Source organism: Achromobacter deleyi, from assembly GCF_016127315.1.
Classification (GTDB): domain Bacteria; phylum Pseudomonadota; class Gammaproteobacteria; order Burkholderiales; family Burkholderiaceae_B; genus Achromobacter; species Achromobacter insuavis_A.
In genome coordinates, this window is record NZ_CP065997.1 from 6,086,191 (window position 1) to 6,106,778 (window position 20,588).

Sequence of the window (20,588 nt, forward strand, 5' to 3'; positions counted from 1 at the left end):
GTCCTCAGGTCCGCGCGCCGGCCGGCACGCCCAGCGCCGCCGCGGCCGACGCATCGCCGCGCATGCGCCAGGCGCTGAATACCGCGATCACGCCCAGCGCGCTCAGGTACCACACCACGTACTTCGGATCGCCGCCGGCGCGGGCCAGCAGCCAGGTGGCGATGATCGGCGCCAGGCCGCCGCCGATCGCCCCCGACACCTGCACCGCCAGCGAGATGCCGGTGTAGCGCACCTCGGCCGGGAACTGGCTGGAGAACAGCGTGCCCTCCGGCCCGTACAGGCAAGCGTAGACCAATCCCACCGCCAGGCAAACCGCGACGATGATCCAGCCGGCCTGGCCCGTGGCCAGCAACTGGAAGAACAGCGGCGCGCACGCCAGGATGCCGACCGAGCCGGCCATGAACACCCACTTGTGGCCGACGCGGTCGCCCAGCATGCCGAACAGCGGCATGGTGAACAGCGCCAGCGCCGCGCCCCAGATGGTGGCGTCCAGCATCACCGAGCGCGCGATGCCCAGCGTGCCGGTGGCGTAGGCCAGCGAAAACGTGACCACGGTGTAGAACCAGGTGACTTCGGCCAGCCGCGCGCCCACCACCGTCCACAGCGCGCGCCGGTGGTGCTTGAGCACTTCCGCCACCGGCACCTCGACCTTGGCGCCCTGCTCGCGCATCTGCTCGAAGTCGGGCGACTCGGCCACCTTGACGCGGATGAACCAGCCCACCGCCAGCAGCACCACGCTGGCCAGGAACGGCAGGCGCCAGCCCCACGACAGCATGTCCTGCTCGGGCAAGCCGGCCACCGCGCCCATCGCCAGCGACGACAGGATCAGGCCCGGCGCCACGCCGGCCTGCGGCAGGCTGCCGAAGAAGCCCTTCTTGCCCTCGGGCGCGTGCTCGACCGCCATCAGCACCGCCCCGCCCCACTCGCCGCCCACCGCGATGCCTTGCAGAAAGCGCATCAGCACCAGCAGCACCGCGGCCCAGTAGCCGATCTGGTCATAGGAGGGAATCAGGCCGATCAGGATGGTGGGCACGCCCATCAGCAGCAGCGTGATCAGCAGCATCGATTTGCGGCCGATCTTGTCGCCGTAGTGGCCGAAGATCACCCCGCCCAGCGGCCGCGCGAAAAAGCCCACCGAATAGGTGGCGAACGCGGCCAGCGTGCCGGTCAGCGGATCGAAGGACGGAAAGAAGATTTTGTTGAAGATCAGCGCGGCGGCCGTGCCGTAGAGAAAAAAGTCGTACCACTCGATAGTGGTGCCCATCATGCTGGCCAGGCCGGCCGTTACGTAGTCCCGGCGCGAACGCGCGCGCGGCGTCTTGGTCGTCATCATCGTGACTTCCCCTTGAAAGTATCGTTATGGGTACAGCTGGGTATCAGCGGGCCGGCCGCGGCAGCGGCGCGATGCCGTGGGTCTGGCGGCACCAGTAGTCGAAGGTGGCGCGCACGATCGACGGCTTGAGCAGGTAGTCGTGCGCCTCGCGCGCCAGCGCGTCATCCACCGGCGTCAGCGGGCCGAAGGCCTGCGCGCGGATCTGCATGCGGGCCGCGCGTTCCAGGTAGACCGACAGGTAGGTCGCTTCCTCGCAGCTGGCGCCGGCCGTCAGGTAGCCGTGGTGCGCCAGGATGATGGCGCGCTTGGCGCCCAGCGCGCCCGAGATGATGACGCCCTCCTGGTCGGCGATCGGCACCCCGGGCCATTCGCCCAGGAAGGCGCAATCGTCATGCAGCGGCGTCATGTCCATCTGCGCGATCACCAGCGGTTGGCGCGCCGCCGCCAGCGCCGAGGCCCACGGCGAATGGGTGTGGATGATGGACTGCACGTCCGGCCGCGCCTCGTAGACCCACAGGTGAAAGCGCGTCGCCGGGTTGGGCATGCCGTTGCCCGTGAGCGTGTGCAGGTCGCGGTCGACCTCGATGAAATCGTCCGGCGTGGCCTCGTCGAAGCCCAGGCCGAAACGCAGCGTCCAGTAGGCGCCGGGCCGTTCGGACCGCACGCTGATCTGGCCCGCCAGGCCGGCTTCCTGTTCGGTCATCGCCAGGATGCGACAGGCATAGGCCATGGTCTCCTGGATGCTGCGCGGCACCGCGCGCAGGTGCTGCGCCATCTCCTGGGTGGCGCGGGTGTCGAAATACGCTTTTTCGCGCAAGGTGTTGTCCATGCGGCGGTCTCCTGTTTCCGGTATCGGCGCGCGGCCAGCGGCGCGCCATCGGAAACAGTATGGAAAGCCAGGCCGCGTCGAGCCATGCAGCCGGGCTCATAGCAGCTATTCGACGCCGCCGCGCCCAGGGAGAACGGCGCGCCCCGCGGGTAAACGCGTACTCAGCCGGCGATGCGCCGCGCGCAGGCCAGCAGCTCGCCCACTAGTGGCAGCGGCTGGCGCTGCGCCAGGGTGATGGCGACCACGCGCCGCCGCAGCACCGGGCTGCCGATGGCGACCTTGCGCAGGCCGTAGTCGGTCAGCAGCTTGTCCGGAATGCGCGACGGCAGGATACAGGCGCCCACGCCCGAGGACACCAGCTTGAGCATGGCGTCGATGGTCTCGGCCTCGGCCACGAACTCGGGCTGCAGGCCGGCGCTGTGGATCATCTTGCGCAACGCGTAGTGCGAGGGAAAGCCCACCAGCCGCAGCGCCATGGCGCCCAGGTCGGCGCCATCGTCGACGTCGACCCCGTGCCGCACGATCAGGCACATGTCGTCGTCGAACAGCGGCGTCGACGCCAGCGCGTCGGAGGCCACCGCCGCGTCGTAGACGAAGCCGATGTCGGCCTTGCCGCTTTCCACCAGCGCCACCACCTCGGGCGAACTGCGGCCCATGACCGACAGGTTGACATGCTCGCGGCTGCTGACGAACTGCGCCACCACGTCGGCCATGAAGTAGTAGCTGAGCGTGTGGACCGTGGCCAGCCGCACCGACCCCTGCGTCACGCCCTCGCGCTGGCGCACCGCCTCCAGCGCCTGGTCGATGCCGCGGTAGGCCGGCTGGATGCCTTCCAGCAACCGCGTGCCCGCCTCGGTCAGCTCGACCCCGCGGCCGGTGCGCACGAACAGCGGCTTGCCCACGTGGGCCTCCAGCGCCGCCAGCTGGCGGCTCAGGCCGGACTGGGTCTGGTCCAGGTCCTCGGCGGCGCGCGAGAGCGATTTCAATTCGGCAATGCGCACGAAATAGCGCAATTGCCGGTCGGGCGTGTCCATGCTGCTTCCCCAGCGGGCCCGCGCGGGCCCGGTCGTTATCCATCGCGCTCGAGTCGGCGCGGCAGGGACAGTGTGCATCAAGGGCCGCGCCGCCACTACCGGGATTTGCGCTAGGACCTGTTCAGCCCGACCAGCGCCGGCGCGCACAGCAGGTACAGCGCCGCGCCTGCCACCCAGGGCCAGCCGGTCCAGCCGCCCAGGCTGGCCGCGTACAACGCGGTGAACGCCAGCGGCCCGGCGATGGCGGCGGCGCTGGCCAGGCTGTTCATGGCGCCCTGCAACCGTCCCTGGCCGTCCGCGCCGGCGCGCGCCGACAGCAGCGCCTGCAATGCCGGCGCGCCGACGCCGCCGGCCGCCAGCAGCAGCATCAGCGGCGCCACCATCCAGCTGCGCGTGGCGCAGGCCAGCAGTACATAGCCCGACACATCCGCCACCATGCCTACTACCAGGGCGCCGCGCTCGCCCAGCCGCGCGCTGAGCGGCCCCGGCAGCGTCGCTTGCGCCAACGCGTGCAAGGCGCCGAAGCCCGCCAGCGACAGGCCCACGGCCGCCGCGTCCCACTGGAAGCGGTCCTGGCCGTACAACACCCACAGCGCCCCCGGCACCTGCCCCGCCATCTGCATCACCAGGAACACCCACAGCAATGCGCCCAGGCCCTTGCCGCCCAGCGCCTGGCGCAGCCCCGACAGCGGATTGAGCGCGCGCCACGACCATGGCGGCCGCGCGCCGCGGCGCGACTCCGGCAGCCACGCCAGCGCCGTCAGGCAGGCCACGCCATTGGCCACCGCCGCCGCCACGAACGGCATGCGCGCGCCGGCCAGCCCCGCCAGCCCGCCCAGTGCCGGGCCGACGATCATGCCCAGGCCGAAACAGGCCGACAGCAGGCCGAAGCGCCGGGCGCGCCGCGCCGGGTCGCCGGCATCGGCAATGCTGGCGGCGGCCACCGCGCCAGTGGCCCCCGTGATACCCGCCAGGACGCGGCCCGGATATAGCACCCACAGCGCCGGCGCGGCCGCCATCGCCGCATAGTCGACGGCGGCGCCCGCCAGTGATGCCAGCAGCACCGGCCGCCGCCCGTAGCGGTCGGACAGCGCCCCCAGCACGGGTCCGGCCAGGCATTGCGCCAGCGCGTACAGCGACAGCAGCAGGCCGTAGTGGGTGGGGGTCGAGGCCGGGTCGCTCAACTGGTCGAGCAGGCCCGGCAGCACCGGCATGATGAGCCCGATCCCGGCGGCGTCCAGGGTGACGATGAAGAGCAGCACGGCGATGGCGCGATCTGGCATGAAGGCGTAATTTATCAACGATAAGTTTTCGCATGATAAATTGATCGCCGATAAATTATCAAGTCGAACCGGAACTCCCATGGCCAAACTGCAACGCGACGCGGTGATCGCCAGCGCGCTCGAACTGCTCAATGAAGTGGGCGTGGACGGGCTGACCACCCGCAAGCTGGCCGAACGCCTGGGCGTGCAGCAGCCGGCGCTGTACTGGCATTTCAAGAACAAGCAGGCGCTGCTGGACGCGCTGGCCGACGCCATGGCGCGCAACCACACCCATTCGATGCCGCCGCCCGGCGCGCCCTGGAAGGATTTCCTGTACGCCAACGCGCGCAGCTTCCGCCGCTCCCTGCTGGCCTACCGCGACGGCGCCCGCATCCACGCCGGCACCCGCCCCGCCGAACCCCAGTACGATCGCGTCCAGGCGCAGTTGAAACTGCTCTGCGACGCCGGCTTCACCCCGCCGCAGGCGGCCAACGCGCTGGTGGCCATCGGCCACTACGTGGTCGGCTCCGTCATGGAACAGCAGGCCGCCGCAGCCGCCGCCCCCGAACGCGCCGCCCCGCCCGCGCCGCCGCCCGCCCTGGCCCGCGCCATGAAAGCGCTGGACAAGCAGGGACCGGACGCCACCTTTGAATATGGGTTGGCGATGATGCTCAATGGCCTGGTGCCCGGCTGAACGCCAGCGGCCCACGCTTCCCAAGGACAGCCCGACATGACCACCCCACCCTCGCGCCCCATCCCCGCCACTATCGCCGCCGTGGTGCGCGACGGCCACGTGCTGCTGGTGCGGCGCGCCAACCCGCCCGACCAGGGCCGCTGGGCCTTTCCCGGCGGCAAGATCGAGGCCGGCGAACGGCTCGAGGATGCCGCCGCGCGCGAACTGTTCGAGGAATGCGGCGTGCGCGCGCAGCCGCTGCAAGTGTTCGATGCGGTCGACGTGTTCGACCACGACGAGGCCGGCGCGCTGCGACGGCACTACATCCTGATCGCGGTGCTGTGCCGCTGGCAGGCCGGCGAGCCGGTGGCCGGCGATGACGCGCTGGACGCCCGCTGGGTGCCGCTGGCCGAGCTGGACGGCCAGGCGCTGGCCACCAGCTTCGGCGTGGCGGCGGTGGCGCGCAAGGCGGCGGCGCTGGCCGCCGAGGCAGGCATTCTCTGATACCGTAGCCGTTCCCTTGCCGGCGATCCGGCGCCCTCCGCGTCCGTGCCATGTTCGATCCCTACCTGTCCCGCTGGAACCTCGTGCCCGACGGCGCGCCCATCACGACCCATGCCGCCCGGCTGCTGCCGGTGCGGCAGGCCGGCATGCCGGCGATGCTGAAGGTCGCGGTCGAGGAAGACGAGCGCCAGGGCGGCGTGCTGATGACCTGGTGGGACGGCCACGGCGCCGCGCGGGTGCTGGCGCACGAGGGCGACGCCATCCTGCTGGAACGCGCCACCGGCACGCGCTCGCTGGCCGAATACGCCCGCAATGGCCGCGACGACGAGGCCACCCGCATCCTCTGCGGCGTGCTGCGCGAACTGCACGCGCCGCGCGCCAGGCCGCTGCCGCCGCTGCGGCCGCTGGAAGAGTGGTTCGTCGAGCTGTGGCCGATGGCGCGGGCCCGCGGCGGCATCCTGGAACACAGCGCGCGCCATGCCCGCGCGCTGCTGGATGATCCGCGCGACCCGGTGGTGCTGCACGGCGACGCGCACCACGACAACATCCTCGACTTCGGCGAGCGCGGCTGGCTGGTGATCGACCCCAAACGGCTCCACGGCGAACGCGCCTTCGACTACGCCAACATCTTCTGCAACCCCGACCTGGCCGACCCGGAACCGCCGGTGGCCATCGTGCCGGGCCGTTTCGAACGCCGGCTGGCGATCGTGCTGGAGGAATCGGGACTGGACCGGCGCCGCCTGCTGCAATGGGTGGTGGCGTGGTGCGGGCTGTCGGCGGCGTGGTTCATGGGCGACGGCGACGACGCCGCCATCGACCTGGAGATCGCGCGCCAGGCGCTGGCGCTGCTCGACGGCTAGCGCGGCCGGCCCATCCGCCGCGGCCTGATGCGCGCGCCGCTCGCGCATCCCGGCGCGGCTTGTCCGGCGCGCCGCCCTCATCCCGGCGCGATCTGCTCCAGATACCGCGTCGGCGACACCCCCATCACATTGCGGAACATGTAGACGAAGGCGCTGGCGCTGGCATACCCCAGCGCCCGCGCCACGCTCACCACCGACTGCCCCTGCAGCAGCCGGCAGATGCCTTCGTCGATCCGCACCTGCAGGCGCCAGTTGTGAAAGCTCATGCCGGTCTCGTCCTTCATGCGGCGCGCCAGCGTGCGCGCGCTGGCGCCCATGCGCTCGCCCCATTGCTCCAGCGTGTCGTCGTTGCCGGGTGATTGCAGCACCGCGGCGCAGACCTTGCGCAGGCGCCGGTCGAACGGCAGCGGCAATTGGCGGTGCTGCCGCTCGGTGCCGGCCAGCAGGTTCAGCAACAGCTCGGCGCTCAGCCGCTGCACCGGCCCGTGCCGCGCCACCGGCTGGTTCAGCGCCAGGATCAGCTCGCGCATCAGCGGCGCCACGTCCAGCGCGCAGGTATCCTTCCACAGCCAGGGCGTGGCGTCGGGCGCGATGAAGGCCGAGCGCATCGTGACCTGGCCGACCATGCGCACCTCGTGCGCCACGCCGGGCGGAATCCACAGCGCGCGCATCGGCGCCAGCAGCCAGGCGCCGTCCTCGGTCATGACGCGCATGATGCCGGTGGGCGAATACATCAGCTGGATGCGCTCGTGCGAATGCGCCTCCTGGCGCTGGCCGTCTTCGTAGTGGAACGAGCGCGCCACCACCGGCGGCGCCTCGGCGGGGAACTCACGCATTGGCGGGATCTCGATAGCCGGAGCCGATCGGCGCGCGATCCTGCCAGTTATGTCCGTTTTTCGACATTTTCTGTCCAACAAAAAGGGAACTAGCTTTTTATCATTAATGCAAATGATTCCCATTGTTTTCAAAAGAAAATGACTCCCGCCGCACTCCCCCCTGTCGCATTTGCCCCACGCCGTCTTCCCGTCTTCCGCCTGACCCTTGCCGCCGCCCTGCTGGCCCAGGCCGGCGTTCCCGCCCTGGCCCGCGCGGCCGACGAGGTGCCGCAACTGAGTCCCGTGCGCGTGACGGGCGCCGCCGAAAAGCTGTCCGACCCCGGCCAGACCGAAGGCTCGCAGTCGTACACCGCCAATACCGTCACCGTCGGCAAGACCAGCGCCAACGTGCGCGACATCCCCAACTCGGTGTCGGTGGTGACGCGCCAGCGCATGGACGACCAGAACATGGTCTCGGTGGAGGACGCGCTGCGCGAAACCACCGGCGTCAGCGCCATGACCTACGGCGACGGCACCGCCTACTTCACCGCGCGCGGCTACGAGACCGACGTGCAGTTCGACGGCGTGCCGGCCAACGGCGCGTTGCAGTACCTGCCCCAGTTCGACCTGGCGCTGTACGACCGCGTCGAGGTGCTGCGCGGCCCGGCCGGCCTGCTGCAGGGCTTCGGCAGCCCGGCCGGCACCGTCAACCTGGTGCGCAAGCGGCCGCTGGACACCTTCAGCCTGACCGGCGCGGTGATGGCCGGCTCGTGGAACAACTACCGCACCGAACTGGACGCGACCGGCCCGATCACGGCCGACGGCCGGGTGCGCGCCCGCGCCGGCTTCGCCGGCCAGGACCGCGATTTCTTCTTCGACAAGGCCCACAACCGCCAGGGCCTGGCCTATGGCTCGCTCGAATTCGACCTGAGCGCCAACACCACGCTGACGCTGTCGGCGGCCTACCAGCGCCAGCGCGAGGCGCCGTTCGACTACGGCCTGTCGATCTACTCGAACGGCCATATCATCGACTCGCCGCGCAAGGGCTTCTACGGCACCGACTGGTCGCGCGGCGACACCACCATGTCCGAGATCTATTCGGAACTGAGCCACCGCTTCGCCAACGGCTGGACCGGCCAGGTGTCGATGAACTACCGCTCGACCGACATGGACAGCCGCTACGGCTACGTCAACGGCCCGGTCAATCCCGTCAACGACCGCGCCGGCTACCGCCTGCAGGTGCAGAAGGACCAGATCCGCTGGATGGGCTTCGATACCCATGCCTCGGGCCCCTTCAGCCTGCTGGGCCGCACCCACCAGGCCATGATCGGCGCCAACTACGCCGAACGCAGCCAGGACAGCCGCTCGGGCGGCGCCAATCTCAGCAACGTGTCGATCTACGACATCGACGTGCCCAATCAGGACCTGCCCTACACCTCGGGCACCGACTCCAAGACGAGCCAGATGGGCGTGTACGGCCAGTTGAGCTTCAACGTGGCCGACCCGCTGACGCTGATCGTGGGCGGACGCCAGAGCTGGTATCGCACCTCGACCCAGGCCACCCTGCCGGTCGCCGGCGACACGCGGCGCGACCCCGAGGTGCGCAAGTTCGTGCCTTACTACGGCGCGGTGGCGCAGTTGAACTCGTGGCTGTCGGCCTACGCCAGCTATTCGGACATCTACGCCTTCTCGGAGGCCTGGCAGATGACGGCCGATGGCAAGCCGCTCAAGCCGCGCACCGGCAAGCAGTACGAGATCGGCCTGAAGGGCCAGTTCCTGGACGGCGCGGCCAACGCCTCGCTGGCGCTGTTCCGCATCCGCGACAAGGACCGCGCGGTGCCCGACGACGCCAACCCGGGCCGCTACCTGGCGCAGGGCGAGGCCCAGAGCCAGGGCGTCGAGGCCGAGATCACCGGCCGCCTGCTGCCCAACTGGGACGTGTACGCCGGCTACACCTACCTGCAGACCCGCTACCTGTCCGACCCGACGCAGGAAGGCCAGATCGTCAATCCGGAAACGCCCAAGCACCTGTTCAAGGTCTGGACCACCTACCGCTTCACGCCCGACGTGTTGCCGGGCTGGCGCGTCGGCGGCGGCGTGCGCACGCAAAGCCGCACCAGCCGCAACAACGTCTCGTGGCAAGGCGGCTACGCGGTGGTCGACGCGCAGATCGGCTACAAGGTGAACCGCAACCTGGACGCCTCGCTGACGCTGAACAACGTCTTCGACCGCCACTACTACGCCCGCGTGCCGTCCAACTTCTACGGCATCTACGGCGAGCCGCGCAACGTGATGCTGACCCTGCGCGCCACGTACTGAGCCCGCGCCCTCCCCCGGTCCGACAACGGGCCGGGCGGGCCCGCCATGTCAAACGGACACCAGGATGGATCGGTTAAGGTGTAGCCCCACACCCCTTAACCCTTCATTCCTGGAGTAATGAATGACCGGATTGATTATCGTGGTGGCGGCGCTGGCATTCCTGATGCTGGCGGCGTATCGAGGCTACAGCGTCATCCTGTGCGCGCCCATCGCGGCCATGGGCGCGGTGCTGCTGACCGACCCGTCGGCGCTGGCGCCGGTGTTCTCGGGCATCTTCATGGAGCGCATGGCGGGCTTCGCCAAGCTCTACTTCCCCGTGTTCCTGCTGGGCGCGGTGTTCGGCAAGCTGATCGAACTGTCGGGTTTCTCGCGCGCCATCGTGCGCGCGGTGCTGCGGCTGATCGGCGCCGAGCGCGCCATCGTCGCCATCGTGCTGGTGTGCGCGGTGCTGACCTACGGCGGCGTGTCGCTGTTCGTGGTGGTGTTCGCGGTCTATCCGTTCGCGGCCGAGATGTTCCGCCAGGGCGGCATCCCGAAGCGGCTGATGCCGGGCGCCATCGCGCTGGGCGCGTTCACCTTCACCATGACGGCGTTGCCGGGCACGCCGCAGATCCAGAACATCATCCCCACCACCTTCTTCGAGACCACCACCTGGGCCGCGCCCTGGCTGGGGCTGATCGGCGCGGCCTTCACGCTGACCGTCGGGGTGGCCTACCTGGAATGGCGCCGCAAGCGCGCCGCGCTGGCGGGCGAAGGCTACGGCACCGAGCTGCGCAACGAGCCGGACACGCCGGCCGGCGGACGCGAGCATCATCCGCTGATCGCGCTGCTGCCGCTGGTGGTGGTGGGCGTGGCCAACTACCTGCTGACGCGCTGGATTCCCGGCTGGTACCCGGCCGGCTCGCAGGTCGACCTGCCCGGCCTGCCGCAGCCCATGCCGGTCAACGCCCAGGACCAGGTGGCGCTATGGGCGGTGATGGGCGCGCTGATCGCGGGCATCGTCACCATCCTGCTGTTCTCGTTCTCGCACATCAAGGCCCACTTCGCCGAGGGCAGCAAGAGCGCGGTCTCGGGCGCGCTGCTGGCCTCCATGAACACCGCGGCCGAATACGGCTTCGGCGGCGTGATCGCGGCGCTGCCCGGCTTCCTGATGGTGGCCAGCGCGCTCAAGGCGATTCCCGATCCGCTGGTGGGCGAGGCGGTGGCGGTGACGTCGCTGGCCGGCATCACCGGCTCGGCCTCGGGCGGCATGAGCATCGCGCTGGCGGCCATGGCGCAGACCTTCATCGACAGCGCCCAGGCGGCCGGCATTCCCATGGAAGTGCTGCACCGCATCGCCGCCATGGCCAGCGGCGGCATGGACACGCTGCCGCACAACGGCGCCGTCATCACGCTGCTGGCCGTCACCGGCCTGACCCACCGCCAGTCTTACGGCGACATCTTCGCCATCACGCTGATCTCGACGCTGTCGGTGTTCCTGGTGATCGCCGTCTACTACCTGACCGGCATCGTCTGACCGGCCGGCCCGAAGGCCTGGCCGAAGATCTCGGCCAGCCACTGGCTGAACACCCGTACCCGCGCCGACACCTGGCGGTTCTGCGGGTACAGCACCGACACCGGCATCGGCGCCGGCGGCGCGTCGGGCAGCACCACCCTCAGGCGGCCCGACGCCAGTTCGTCGGCGACCCGGTAGCGCGGCACCTGCGCCAGTCCCAGGCCGGCCAGCGCCGCGCTGGCGTAGAGTTCGGCGCCATTGACGCTGATCACCGAACCGGGCCGCGCCAGCACGTTGCGGCCGTCCACCATGAAGTCCAGCGGCAGGCTGCGGCCGGTCGATGACGAGATGTAGTCCACCGCCCGGTGGCCTTCCAGGTCGTCCAGCGTGGCCGGCTCGCCGTAGCGCGCCAGATAGGCCGGGCTGGCCACGGTGACCTGCGGCATCAGGGCGATCTGCCGCCCCACCAGCGACGAATCCTGCAGCGTGCCGGCGCGCAGCACGCAGTCCACGCCCTCGCGCACCAGGTCGATCAGGCGGTCGTCCTCGCCCAGGTGCAGCACGATGTCCGGATAGCGTTCGAGAAACGCCGGCAGGCCCGGCATCACGAATACCCGCGCCAACGTGCCTTGCAGGTTGACCCGCAGCAATCCCTTGGGCGCGGTGTTCAGGAACGCGCCGTCCGCTTCCTCCAGGTCGGCCAGCAGGCGCACGCAGCGCCGGTAATAGGCCTCGCCGTCATGGGTCAGCCGCACCTGCCGGGTGGTGCGTTCCAGCAAGCGCGCGCCCAGCCGCTTTTCCATGCGCTTGATCAGGTTGGTGACGGTGGCGCGAGGAATCTGCAGGTCTTCGGCGGCCTTGGAGAAACTGCGCCGTTCGGCGATGCGGACGAACACCTGCATTTCCTGGAAGCGATCCATGCCGGTCCTTATTATTAATGCAAATGAAATTATGATAGCAAAACCAAGGTAATTATCTTCCACTTGGAATAGTCCATGATTCGTCTCACCCACTCACCCAAGGACAATCCATGACTTCCCAAGCTTCCCAACGCGTCGCCCTGGTCACCGGCGCCTCGCGCGGCATCGGCGCCGCCATCGTCCGCCGCCTGGCCGCCGACGGCTTCGCCGTCGCCATCAACTACGCCTCCAGCGCCGCCGAGGCCGACGCCCTGGCCGGCGAGATCCGCGCGGCCGGCGGCCGGGCGCTGGCGGTGCGCGCCGACGTCTCCAAGGCCGCCGAGGTGCGCGCCATGTTCGACCAGGTCGAAGCCGGCCTGGGCCGTATCGACGTGCTGGTCAACAGCGCCGGCGTGCTCAAGCTGCAGACGCTGGCCGAGGCCAGCGACGAACTCTACGACCAGACCTTCGACATCAACACCCGCGGCACCTTCAACACCCTGCGCGAGGCCGGCACGCGGCTGGCCGACGGCGGCAGCATCGTCAACGTCTCCAGCACCACGCTGGCGCTGAACATGCCCACCTACGGCATCTACATCGCCAGCAAGGCCGCGGTGGAAAGCTTCACCCGCGTGTTCGCCAAGGAACTGCGCGGCCGCCGCATCACGGTCAACGCCGTGGCGCCCGGCCCCGTCGCCACCGAACTGTTCAAGCAGGGCAAGAGCGCCGAGCTGATCGAGCACTTCGCCAAGATGCCGCCGCTGGAACGCCTGGGCCAGCCCGAGGACATCGCCGGCGTGGTGTCGTTCCTGGCCAGCGCCGACGGCGGCTGGATCAATGGCCAGGTGCTGCGCGCCAACGGCGGCCTGGCCTGAACCACGACCCGTTTCCGGAGACTTCCATGGCATCCGTCATCCTCATCACCGGCGCCGGCAGCGGCATCGGCAAGCTGTCCGCCGAAACCCTGGCCCGCGCCGGCCACACCGTCTACGCCACCATGCGCGATATCGCCGGCCGCAACGCTGGCCGCGCGCAAGCCATGCGCGACTGGTCCGCGGCCCACAAGGCCGACCTGCATCCGCTGGAACTGGACGTGCTGTCGCAGGCGTCCGCCGACGCCGCCGTCGCCGCCATCATCCGCGAACAGGGCCGGCTCGACGTGGTCATGCAGAACGCCGGCCACCTGGTGATCGGCCCGACCGAGGCGTTCACGGCCGAAGACATGCAGCACGCCTTCGACACCAACTTCTACGGTGCCCAGCGCGTCAACCGCGCCGCCCTGCCGCAGCTGCGCCGGCAGCAGTCGGGCCTGATGCTGTGGATCAGCAGCACCACCACCAAGGGCGGCTTTCCGCCGTTCATGGGACCGTACGGCGCGGCCAAGGCGGCGATGGATTCGCTGGCGGTGAGCCTGTCGTACGAACTGGCGCGCTTCGGCATCGAGACCTCGATCGTGGTGCCGGGCGCCTTCACCCGCGGCACCGAGCACTTCCCCAGCGCCGGCAAGCCCAGCGACCAGGCGCGCGTGGCGGCCTATGCGCGCTACGACGGCGTGATGGACCAGGTCGGCGCGCGCCTGAGCGCGCTCACCCCCGACGACGCCACGCCGCAGGCGGTGGCCGACGAGATCACGCGCATCGTCGGCCTGCCGGCGGGCAGCCGGCCGGCGCGCTCGGTGGTCGACTTCGTCGGCGATGGCGCCGAGCAAGTGCTGGCGCTGGCCGAGGAACTGCGGATCGCGTTCGCCGAGCGCATCGGCATCGCCGACCTGCTGCATCCGTCGGCGCCGCGCGCCTGAAAAAGGCGGCGTCCTCGCCAGACGGCAACGCGGGCGGGAACGGTAGAATCCGCCATCCCTCGCACTCGCTCGACGACGCGCGACGAATGGCTTTTCATGGGGAACCGCCATGCCCGCACCGCAGCCTTCAGCATTGCCGCAAGACCGCCGCGCCGCGCGCGACGGACGCCAGCAACAGGCCCCCGCGTGGACACGCATCGGACGACGCAAGCCGGCCGGCGCGTGGGCCGGCGCCTTCGCCGCGGCCGCGCTGTGCGCCGCGTCCTGGACCGCCCGCGCCGCGCCGGACGTGCAGACCGGCGACCTGATCTTCCAGCAATCCCGCTCCGCCCAGAGCCTGGCGATCCAGCAGGCCACGCACTCGCCCTACAGCCACATGGGCATGGTCGTGATACGCCAGGGCGCGCCCTACGTGCTGGAAGCGGCCGCCACGGTCAGCTACACGCCGCTGGCCAAATGGGCGGCGCAGGGCGAAAACGGAAAATACGTCGTCAAGCGCCTGCGCGACGCCTCGCGGCTGACGCCCGAGACGCGCGAACAGCTGGCCAGTACCGGCGCGCGCTATCTGGGCAAGCCCTACGACGCGGCCTTCGGCTGGTCGGACGAGCGGATCTACTGCTCCGAGCTGGTCTGGAAAATCTACCAGCGCACGCTGGGCCTGCAGATCGGCGCGCTGCAACCGCTGAAGCAGTTCGACCTGAATTCGCCCGACGTGCGCGCCAAGATGCAGGAACGCTACGGCAAGGACATCCCCTGGGATGAACCGATCATCTCGCCCGCCGCGATGTTCTCCTCGCCGCTGTTGGCCACGGTGCCGGACCGGTAACGCGGCGGGTGGCGTGACCGGTCACGCAATCGGCTGCGCCACCGGCCGCCCGGCCCGCGCCTATTGCGGCATGTCGAAGCCCTGCTCACGCAGGAATTTCGCCACCACCGGCTCCCACTTGCGCGGCGAATGGGTGAACAGGCTGTGGCCGTTCTCGCCGTCCGGCCCCATCGGCACGAAAGTGGCGTGGCCGCCGGCCTGGTTGTAGGCCTCGACCCAGCGCTTGGGCCAGTCCGGCCCCCAGTACAGGTCGTTCTCGGTGTAGACCCACAACATCGGCAGGCCCGTGGCCTGGCCGTAGGCGGCGTAGCTGGCCTCGATCCGTTCCGGCCCGCACGGCTTGCCCGGCGAACGAACGGGATCGCCGCCCGCGCCGCCGGCGAAGTTGATGGCGGCCTTCACCCCCGGCGGGTTCTGCGCCGCCAGCGCCACGGTGGACCCGCCGCCCACCGACTGCCCCAGGACCACCACCCGGTCCGGGTCCACATCCGGGCGCTGCGCCATCACCCGCAGCACCTGGTCGATCTGGCTGGCGGCGCGGTCGAACATGGGCGTGAAGCGGCGGTCGCCGCAGGGGCCGCTGTTTTCCAGGTCGGGACCGCCGGTGACGCCGTAGCCCAGCCGCACCGGCAGCGCGACCACGAAGCCGGCGTCGGTGAAGAACCTGGACGCCGCCGCGTAGCGCGCGCGTCCCAGCTTGGCGCGGCCGGCCGCATCGCCGGCCCGGCCGTGATTGATCAGGATCAGCGGATGGCGACCCTCGCCCGCCGGGGTGAAGACGGTCACCACCAGTTCGCCCGTGGCGCTGCCGCCGTTTTCCAGCGCCACCCGCACCGGCACTTTCTGCACGCTCTCGTTGGCGGCCAGCTTGGGCGGCGGGGCGGCGCACGCCGTCAGCAAGCCGATGCCGCCGATCATCACGATTCTTGCCAGAACACCCATGTTGCCCCTCGTCAGGAATAGGCTCGCCGCCCGGGTGAGCGCAAGATACTCCGAGCGCGCCCGCCCCGCCATCGTCGCGAACCCGGCCCGCGGCGATTTATTCCGGGTTGGACTCATTCCATGAAAATTACTTGTTTGTCGTGATCAACGGCCGGGCCTAGCATGACCGGCATCGCCCACGATTCCAATGGAGACAGCAAGCCCATGAGCGCCCCGATTCCCGCCTTCCCCCACAGCCACATCGAGCGCGACGCGCGCGGCGTCTACACGCTGCGGATCGACGACGCCAAGAGCCTGAACATCCTGGCCTCGCCGGTCACGCTGGGCCTGACCCAGGCGGTGCGCTGGATCGCCGCGCAGGCCGACGCCCGCGCGCTGGTGCTGCGCGGCAGCGGCGACAAGGCCTTCGTCGGCGGCGCCAACATCTATGAAATGGCCGAGCTGGATCCCGACGGCGGCCGCGCCTTCATCACCCGCCTGCGCGACCTGTGCGAAGCGGTGCGGGCGGTGCCGGTGCCGACCATCGCCCGCCTGCCCGGCTTCTGCCTGGGCGCCGGCATGGAACTGGCCGCGGCCTGCGACATCCGCCTGGGCTCGCGCGACGGCGTCTTCGGCATGCCCGAGGTGCAGGTCGGCATTCCGTCGGTGATCCACGCCGTGCTGCTGCCGGCGCTGATCGGCCCGGGCGCCACCCACTGGCTGCTGCTGACCGGCGCCACTGTCGACGCCGAGCAGGCGCTGCGCTGGGGCTTCCTGCAATTCCTGTGCGAGGCCGGCGAACTGGACGCGCTGGTCGAGCGCACCGTCGCCCCGATCGCGCACAGCGGACCGCTGGCCGTGCGCTCGCAGAAGGCGCTGCTGCGCTATTGGGAAACGTCCACGGTCGAGGCCGGCCTGGACCGCAGCGTCGACGCCTTCGGCGCGGCCTTCACCACCGACGAGCCGCGCCAGCACATGGCGCCGTTCCTGGCCCGCAAGCGCGCGCGGGAGGCGCAATGACGACGGCAGCTCCGGCCAGCGGCCCGCTGGCCGGCGTGCGCGTGATCGACATGACCTCGGTCGGCATGGGCCCCTACGCCACCCAGATCCTGGGCGACATGGGCGCCGAGATCATCAAGGTCGAAGCGCCCGAGGGCGACGTGTTCCGCGCCTCGGCGCCGGCCGCCTCGCCCGGCATGGGCGCGGTCTACCTGAACCTGAACCGCAACAAGCACAGCGTCACGCTGAACGCCAAGGACCCGGACGACCTGCAACGGCTGCTGCGGCTGATCGACGGCGCCGACGTCTTCATCTCCAACGTGCGGCCGCGCGCGCTGGCGCGGGCCGGCCTGGACGCCGCCAGCCTGCGGGCGCGCAACCCGCGCCTGATCTATTGCTCGGCGGTGGGCTTCAGCCAGGACGGCCCCTACGCCGCCCAGCCGGCCTTCGACGACATCATCCAGGCCATGAGCGGCCTGGCCGACCTGCAGGGCCGCAACAGCGGCGCGCCGGCCTACATCAACACCATCATGGCCGACAAGGTGGCCGGGCTGACACTGGCCTACGCCATCCCGATGGCGCTGTACGAGCGCGAGAAATCCGGCCAGGGCCAGGCGATCGAGGTGCCGATGTTCGAGACGCTGGTGTCCTTCACCCTGATCGAGCACATGGGCGGGCGCACCTTCGAGCCGCCGCGCGGCGGCATGGGCTACAGCCGCGTGCTGTCGCCGGAGCGCCGGCCCTACCGCACCCGCGACGGCTTCCTGGCGCTGCTGCCGTACACCGATGCCCAGTGGCAGCGCTTCTTCACCCTGGCCGAACGCGCCGACCTGGCGGCCGACCCGCGCTATGCCAGCGCCCAGACCCGCGCCCGCAACTTCGACGCGCTCTACACCGACCTGGCGGCCATCGTCGCGCTGCGCACCACCGGCGACTGGCTGGCGCTGCTGGCGGACGCCGACATCCCGCACTCGCGCGTCAACCCGCCCGAGGCGCTGTTCGACGACCCGCACCTGGCCGCCACCGGCTTTTTCCAGCGGGTCGAACACCCCACCGAAGGCACGCTCACGGCCACCGCGATCCCGGTGCGCTTCTCGCGCACGCCGGGGTCCATCCGCCGCCTGGCGCCGCGCCAGGACGCGGATCGCGATATGCTCGATCCGGATTGATCCCCCGGGACGCGGCGGGCGCGTGCTTGCGCGTCCCGGCACCACCCGGGGCGCCCGCCCCCTTTCCGTCGCGACCATGAACGTCACCCTGAAGCAGTTGCGCGTGTTCTGCGCGCTCTACGAGTTACGCAGCTTCACCGCCGCCGCCCGCGCCGCCTTCGTCACGCAATCGGCCGTCAGCAAACTGTGCGCCGAACTCGAGGCCGAGGTCGGCCAGCCGCTGTTCGAGCGCTCGACCCGCAGCGTCACGCCGTGCGAGGGCGCGGCCGACTTCTACGCCTATGCCCAGGAGATCCTGGGCACGGTGCGCGCGGCCGAGCGCAGCATGTCCGGCCTGCGCTCGCTGGAACGCGGCGTGGTCGGCGTGGCCTGCTCGCCGATGATGATGGTCGGCCTGCTGGGCGGCGTGATCGCGCGCTACCACCGCCGCCATCCGGGCGTGAAGCTGGACCTGTTCGAGCTCAACACCGACGAGACCATCGAGCACGTGCGCCATGGCCGCGCCGACTTCGGCATCGTCTCCACCGACATCGACGGCGACGAACTGGCCGCGCGCGTGATCTACCGCGACACCATGCATGCCGTCTTCGCGCCCGACCATCCGCTGGCGCGCCGCAAGCAGGTGCGCTGGGCCGACCTGGCCGCCCACGAGCACATCACGCTGCGCAATGTCTACAGCGTGCGCCGCGCGGTGGACCGCATCAGCGGCGAACTCGACCTGCAATTCCAGTCCGGCATCGAGGCCGGCATGCTGACCTCGGTGCTGAACCTGGTGCGCGCCGGCCTGGGCATCACCGTGGTGCCCGGCTACGTCTGCGCCTTCGCGCGCCAGCTGGGCCTGACCACCGCCCCCATCGGCGGCGCCGGCCAGCGCGGCCACGCGCTGTGGCTGATCCAGCGCCACAGCGCGCGCCTGTCCTTGGCGGCGGACGCGTTCCTGGCCGACCTGGAAAAGACGCTGCGCGCCCGCGAGGCCGCGCCCGATCCCACCCGCTACGACGAGGACGCCGCCGGCCAGTGAGGCCGCGCCGGGCCGATGCGCACGACGCGGGACTTATCCGGATACGGAATAGGTCTATGAAAATTAGTCCCTTGTTGCGATAAGCCACGCGGCCGCATCATGGCGGAAATCGCGGCCGCCACATGCCATCGCGGCCGGAGAAAAACACAGGAGACTTTCATGACCCGATCCCCGGAACGCAGCCGCGCGCGCCAGTTCGCCGCCGCCTGCGCCCTGGCCCTGGCCGCCGCCAGCGGCGCCGCGCAGGCCGACGACGCCTACCCCAGCAAGCCCATCACCATCGTGGTGCCGTTCTCGCCCGGCAGCGCCACCGACACCAGCGCCCGCATCCTGACGGAAAAGCTCGGCCCGCGCCTGGGCGTGCCGATCGTGATCGAGAACAAGCCCGGCGCGTCCGGCACCATCGGCTCGTCCACCGCCGCGCGCGCCGCGCCCGACGGCTATACGCTGATCCTGACCAGCAGCTCGACGCACTCGGCCACGCCGGCCCTGTTCCGCAAGCTGCCCTACGACCCCACCGGTGATTTCATCCACGTCATCCGCATCGCCACCATCCCGATGATGCTGGTGGTGCGCGCCGACTCGCCCTACGACTCGGTGTCCAAGCTGGTGCAGGCCACCCGCGCCAAGCCGCTCAACTACGCCTACGGCTCGCCCACCAGCCAGATCGCCGGGGCCACCTTCAACAGCGTCGCCGGCGCCGCCGCCAACGCCGTGCCCTACAAGAGCCAGCCGCCCGCCGTCACCGACCTGCTGGGCGGCCACGTCGACTACCTGTTCGCCGATCTCTCCGTGGTGACCTCGTTCATGCACAGCGGCAAGCTCAAGGGCATTGCCTTCACCGGCCAGGCGCGCTCGAAGGATTTCCCCGACGTGCCAACGCTGGCCGAGCTGGGCTACAAGAATTTCGACCTGGTGGTGTGGGTGGGCGTGGCCGCGCCCAAGGACACGCCGGCGCCGGTGGTCGAGCGCCTGAACCGCGAGATCACCCGCATCCTGCACGAGCCCGACAGCGTGGCCAAGTTCGAGACGCTGGGCATGCAGGTCGCCCCCAACACGCTGGCCGAGCACCAGGCCTTCGCGCAGTCGCAGCGCCAGATCTGGACCCAGCGCGCGATCGACGCGAAGATCGAGCCGCAATAAACGCCCCGGGCGCGGCCTCAGCCCATCCGGACCGGGGCCGCCGCATCCGCCCGCGGCACCACGGTCAGCCGCAGGCCCATCGCCCTGAGAATCGCCAGCAGGCTGGCCAGCGACGGATTACCCTTGGACGACAGCGTGCGATAAAGCTGCGTCGGATTCAGCCGCGCCTGCTCCGCCACCGCCTGCATGCCACCGAACGCCTGGGTCATCTGGCGCAGCACCACCAGCAATTCCCCCTGGTCGCCATCGGCGAGAATGCTGTTGACTGTCTCCAGCGCGAGGGCGGGGTCGCTGCGATAGACCTCGACCATTGCTTCATCATGGGGCTTGCTTCTCATCATCCGTTCTCCGTTGCCAGTCATGCCAATACTCCACCGCGCGATGGATGTCGGCATCCTGCGTGCGCTTGCTGCCTCCGGCCAGCAACAGCACCAGCCGTTCACCGGACAGCGCGTAATAGACGCGCAGGCCCGGCCCTGAATCGATACGCAATTCCCACACGCCCTCGCGGCAGAAGCGGTGATCGCCGAAATTGCCGGACGCCAGACGCGCCACACGGCGAATGACCGCCACCTTGTCGCGCATGCCGCGCAGGCCGCGTAGCCAAGTGGCATAGGAATCCTTGAGTTTTCCGGGGGTGAGGTAGTGTTCGATTCGGTACATACCATATTCGTCAAAAGACGAAGTC

At 70.1% G+C, this 20,588-nt stretch carries 21 protein-coding genes; 12 read left to right on the plus strand and 9 right to left on the minus strand.

Annotated features, from left to right (window positions below; all coding sequences use genetic code 11):
- Nucleotides 1-4: 4 nt before the first annotated feature.
- The 4 genes from I6I07_RS27400 to tet form a co-directional block, all read right to left on the minus strand.
- Complete coding sequence (locus I6I07_RS27400) at nucleotides 5-1,333, minus strand: MFS transporter (RefSeq protein ID WP_198484481.1); 1,329 nt, start codon at nucleotides 1,331-1,333, stop codon at nucleotides 5-7.
- A gap of 43 nt (nucleotides 1,334-1,376) precedes the next feature.
- Nucleotides 1,377-2,162, minus strand: a complete 786-nt coding sequence (locus tag I6I07_RS27405; RefSeq protein ID WP_006394267.1) for an aldolase — start codon at nucleotides 2,160-2,162, stop codon at nucleotides 1,377-1,379.
- 161 nt (nucleotides 2,163-2,323) lie between these two features.
- Nucleotides 2,324-3,196, minus strand: a complete 873-nt coding sequence (locus I6I07_RS27410; RefSeq protein ID WP_198484482.1) for a LysR family transcriptional regulator — start codon at nucleotides 3,194-3,196, stop codon at nucleotides 2,324-2,326.
- Nucleotides 3,197-3,306: 110 nt separating this feature from the next.
- A complete protein-coding gene (gene tet, locus I6I07_RS27415) occupies nucleotides 3,307-4,479 on the minus strand; it encodes a Tet(A)/Tet(B)/Tet(C) family tetracycline efflux MFS transporter (RefSeq protein ID WP_198484483.1) in 1,173 nt (390 codons plus the stop codon).
- 79 nt (nucleotides 4,480-4,558) lie between these two features.
- Between tet and tetR the strand changes: the two genes are divergently transcribed.
- Genes tetR through I6I07_RS27430 form a run of 3 tightly spaced genes read left to right on the plus strand, consistent with a single transcriptional unit; the run spans nucleotide 4,559 to nucleotide 6,495 of the window.
- Nucleotides 4,559-5,152: a tetracycline resistance transcriptional repressor TetR gene (gene tetR, locus I6I07_RS27420; RefSeq protein WP_198484484.1), complete on the plus strand. Its 594-nt coding sequence runs from the start codon at nucleotides 4,559-4,561 to the stop codon at nucleotides 5,150-5,152.
- A gap of 36 nt (nucleotides 5,153-5,188) precedes the next feature.
- Complete coding sequence (locus I6I07_RS27425) at nucleotides 5,189-5,635, plus strand: NUDIX hydrolase (RefSeq protein WP_198484485.1); 447 nt, start codon at nucleotides 5,189-5,191, stop codon at nucleotides 5,633-5,635.
- A 50-nt stretch (nucleotides 5,636-5,685) separates the two neighbouring features.
- The gene (locus I6I07_RS27430) at nucleotides 5,686-6,495 is read left to right on the plus strand and encodes an aminoglycoside phosphotransferase family protein (protein WP_198484486.1); all 810 of its coding nucleotides are present in this window, start codon (nucleotides 5,686-5,688) and stop codon (nucleotides 6,493-6,495) included.
- Between the two features lie 77 nt (nucleotides 6,496-6,572).
- On the opposite strand, the gene I6I07_RS27435 is transcribed toward I6I07_RS27430, so the two are convergent.
- The gene (locus tag I6I07_RS27435) at nucleotides 6,573-7,331 is read right to left on the minus strand and encodes an AraC family transcriptional regulator (protein ID WP_006394259.1); all 759 of its coding nucleotides are present in this window, start codon (nucleotides 7,329-7,331) and stop codon (nucleotides 6,573-6,575) included.
- Between the two features lie 138 nt (nucleotides 7,332-7,469).
- Between I6I07_RS27435 and I6I07_RS27440 the strand changes: the two genes are divergently transcribed.
- Together I6I07_RS27440 and I6I07_RS27445 are read left to right on the plus strand one after the other, a co-directional pair.
- Nucleotides 7,470-9,629, plus strand: coding sequence for a TonB-dependent siderophore receptor (locus I6I07_RS27440; protein WP_232625772.1), 2,160 nt, complete (start codon nucleotides 7,470-7,472; stop codon nucleotides 9,627-9,629).
- Nucleotides 9,630-9,750: 121 nt separating this feature from the next.
- On the plus strand, nucleotides 9,751-11,145 hold the full coding sequence (locus tag I6I07_RS27445) for a GntP family permease (RefSeq protein WP_198484487.1): 1,395 nt from the start codon (nucleotides 9,751-9,753) through the stop codon (nucleotides 11,143-11,145).
- Here I6I07_RS27445 and I6I07_RS27450 read toward each other — a convergent pair.
- Nucleotides 11,124-12,044 (minus strand): LysR family transcriptional regulator, encoded by a 921-nt coding sequence (locus I6I07_RS27450; protein WP_198484488.1) that lies wholly within the window; start codon nucleotides 12,042-12,044, stop codon nucleotides 11,124-11,126. The two genes, I6I07_RS27445 and I6I07_RS27450, sit on opposite strands and share 22 nt — an antisense overlap.
- 110 nt (nucleotides 12,045-12,154) lie before the next feature.
- Here I6I07_RS27450 and I6I07_RS27455 point away from each other — a divergent pair, with 110 nt between their 5' ends.
- The 3 genes from I6I07_RS27455 to I6I07_RS27465 all read left to right on the plus strand — a co-directional run bounded on the left by I6I07_RS27455 (nucleotide 12,155) and on the right by I6I07_RS27465 (nucleotide 14,647).
- Entirely contained in the window at nucleotides 12,155-12,898 is a 744-nt protein-coding gene (locus I6I07_RS27455) for an SDR family oxidoreductase (protein ID WP_198484489.1), read from the plus strand.
- 26 nt (nucleotides 12,899-12,924) lie between these two features.
- Nucleotides 12,925-13,821 (plus strand): SDR family NAD(P)-dependent oxidoreductase, encoded by an 897-nt coding sequence (locus I6I07_RS27460; RefSeq protein ID WP_198484490.1) that lies wholly within the window; start codon nucleotides 12,925-12,927, stop codon nucleotides 13,819-13,821.
- Between the two features lie 109 nt (nucleotides 13,822-13,930).
- Nucleotides 13,931-14,647: a YiiX family permuted papain-like enzyme gene (locus I6I07_RS27465; RefSeq protein WP_198484491.1), complete on the plus strand. Its 717-nt coding sequence runs from the start codon at nucleotides 13,931-13,933 to the stop codon at nucleotides 14,645-14,647.
- A 60-nt stretch (nucleotides 14,648-14,707) separates the two neighbouring features.
- Here the strand turns inward: I6I07_RS27465 and I6I07_RS27470 are convergent, their stop codons facing one another.
- Entirely contained in the window at nucleotides 14,708-15,589 is an 882-nt protein-coding gene (locus I6I07_RS27470) for a dienelactone hydrolase family protein (RefSeq protein WP_198484492.1), read from the minus strand.
- Between the two features lie 204 nt (nucleotides 15,590-15,793).
- On the opposite strand from I6I07_RS27470, the gene I6I07_RS27475 reads away from it, so the two are divergent.
- The 4 genes from I6I07_RS27475 to I6I07_RS27490 all read left to right on the plus strand — a co-directional run bounded on the left by I6I07_RS27475 (nucleotide 15,794) and on the right by I6I07_RS27490 (nucleotide 19,900).
- Nucleotides 15,794-16,588 (plus strand): enoyl-CoA hydratase, encoded by a 795-nt coding sequence (locus I6I07_RS27475; protein ID WP_198484493.1) that lies wholly within the window; start codon nucleotides 15,794-15,796, stop codon nucleotides 16,586-16,588.
- Entirely contained in the window at nucleotides 16,585-17,736 is a 1,152-nt protein-coding gene (locus tag I6I07_RS27480) for a CaiB/BaiF CoA transferase family protein (RefSeq protein ID WP_198484494.1), read from the plus strand. The genes I6I07_RS27475 and I6I07_RS27480 overlap by 4 nt, the downstream gene beginning before the upstream one ends.
- 76 nt (nucleotides 17,737-17,812) lie before the next feature.
- On the plus strand, nucleotides 17,813-18,757 hold the full coding sequence (locus I6I07_RS27485) for a LysR family transcriptional regulator (RefSeq protein ID WP_198484495.1): 945 nt from the start codon (nucleotides 17,813-17,815) through the stop codon (nucleotides 18,755-18,757).
- A 159-nt stretch (nucleotides 18,758-18,916) separates the two neighbouring features.
- Nucleotides 18,917-19,900 (plus strand): Bug family tripartite tricarboxylate transporter substrate binding protein, encoded by a 984-nt coding sequence (locus tag I6I07_RS27490; protein ID WP_198484496.1) that lies wholly within the window; start codon nucleotides 18,917-18,919, stop codon nucleotides 19,898-19,900.
- Nucleotides 19,901-19,917: 17 nt separating this feature from the next.
- Here I6I07_RS27490 and I6I07_RS27495 read toward each other — a convergent pair whose 3' ends face one another.
- Together I6I07_RS27495 and I6I07_RS27500 are read right to left on the minus strand one after the other, a co-directional pair.
- Nucleotides 19,918-20,238, minus strand: a complete 321-nt coding sequence (locus tag I6I07_RS27495; RefSeq protein ID WP_198484497.1) for a DNA-binding protein — start codon at nucleotides 20,236-20,238, stop codon at nucleotides 19,918-19,920.
- On the minus strand, nucleotides 20,219-20,563 hold the full coding sequence (locus tag I6I07_RS27500) for a type II toxin-antitoxin system RelE/ParE family toxin (protein WP_061071654.1): 345 nt from the start codon (nucleotides 20,561-20,563) through the stop codon (nucleotides 20,219-20,221). The genes I6I07_RS27495 and I6I07_RS27500 overlap by 20 nt, the downstream gene beginning before the upstream one ends.
- Nucleotides 20,564-20,588: the final 25 nt, after the last annotated feature.

Bases quoted from the DNA above. Each gene is read 5' to 3' on its own strand.
- tetR (WP_198484484.1), top strand. From the start codon at position 4,559: ATGGCCAAACTGCAACGCGACGCGGTGATCGCCAGCGCGCTCGAACTG.
- I6I07_RS27405 (WP_006394267.1), bottom strand. From the start codon at position 2,162: ATGGACAACACCTTGCGCGAAAAAGCGTATTTCGACACCCGCGCCACC.
- I6I07_RS27485 (WP_198484495.1), top strand. From the start codon at position 17,813: ATGAACGTCACCCTGAAGCAGTTGCGCGTGTTCTGCGCGCTCTACGAG.
- I6I07_RS27465 (WP_198484491.1), top strand. From the start codon at position 13,931: ATGCCCGCACCGCAGCCTTCAGCATTGCCGCAAGACCGCCGCGCCGCG.
- I6I07_RS27410 (WP_198484482.1), bottom strand. From the start codon at position 3,196: ATGGACACGCCCGACCGGCAATTGCGCTATTTCGTGCGCATTGCCGAA.
- tet (WP_198484483.1), bottom strand. From the start codon at position 4,479: ATGCCAGATCGCGCCATCGCCGTGCTGCTCTTCATCGTCACCCTGGAC.
- I6I07_RS27480 (WP_198484494.1), top strand. From the start codon at position 16,585: ATGACGACGGCAGCTCCGGCCAGCGGCCCGCTGGCCGGCGTGCGCGTG.
- I6I07_RS27455 (WP_198484489.1), top strand. From the start codon at position 12,155: ATGACTTCCCAAGCTTCCCAACGCGTCGCCCTGGTCACCGGCGCCTCG.
- I6I07_RS27495 (WP_198484497.1), bottom strand. From the start codon at position 20,238: ATGAGAAGCAAGCCCCATGATGAAGCAATGGTCGAGGTCTATCGCAGC.
- I6I07_RS27490 (WP_198484496.1), top strand. From the start codon at position 18,917: ATGACCCGATCCCCGGAACGCAGCCGCGCGCGCCAGTTCGCCGCCGCC.
- I6I07_RS27425 (WP_198484485.1), top strand. From the start codon at position 5,189: ATGACCACCCCACCCTCGCGCCCCATCCCCGCCACTATCGCCGCCGTG.
- I6I07_RS27500 (WP_061071654.1), bottom strand. From the start codon at position 20,563: ATGTACCGAATCGAACACTACCTCACCCCCGGAAAACTCAAGGATTCC.
- I6I07_RS27470 (WP_198484492.1), bottom strand. From the start codon at position 15,589: ATGGGTGTTCTGGCAAGAATCGTGATGATCGGCGGCATCGGCTTGCTG.
- I6I07_RS27430 (WP_198484486.1), top strand. From the start codon at position 5,686: ATGTTCGATCCCTACCTGTCCCGCTGGAACCTCGTGCCCGACGGCGCG.
- I6I07_RS27400 (WP_198484481.1), bottom strand. From the start codon at position 1,333: ATGATGACGACCAAGACGCCGCGCGCGCGTTCGCGCCGGGACTACGTA.
- I6I07_RS27475 (WP_198484493.1), top strand. From the start codon at position 15,794: ATGAGCGCCCCGATTCCCGCCTTCCCCCACAGCCACATCGAGCGCGAC.
- I6I07_RS27460 (WP_198484490.1), top strand. From the start codon at position 12,925: ATGGCATCCGTCATCCTCATCACCGGCGCCGGCAGCGGCATCGGCAAG.
- I6I07_RS27445 (WP_198484487.1), top strand. From the start codon at position 9,751: ATGACCGGATTGATTATCGTGGTGGCGGCGCTGGCATTCCTGATGCTG.
- I6I07_RS27440 (WP_232625772.1), top strand. From the start codon at position 7,470: ATGACTCCCGCCGCACTCCCCCCTGTCGCATTTGCCCCACGCCGTCTT.
- I6I07_RS27450 (WP_198484488.1), bottom strand. From the start codon at position 12,044: ATGGATCGCTTCCAGGAAATGCAGGTGTTCGTCCGCATCGCCGAACGG.
- I6I07_RS27435 (WP_006394259.1), bottom strand. From the start codon at position 7,331: ATGCGTGAGTTCCCCGCCGAGGCGCCGCCGGTGGTGGCGCGCTCGTTC.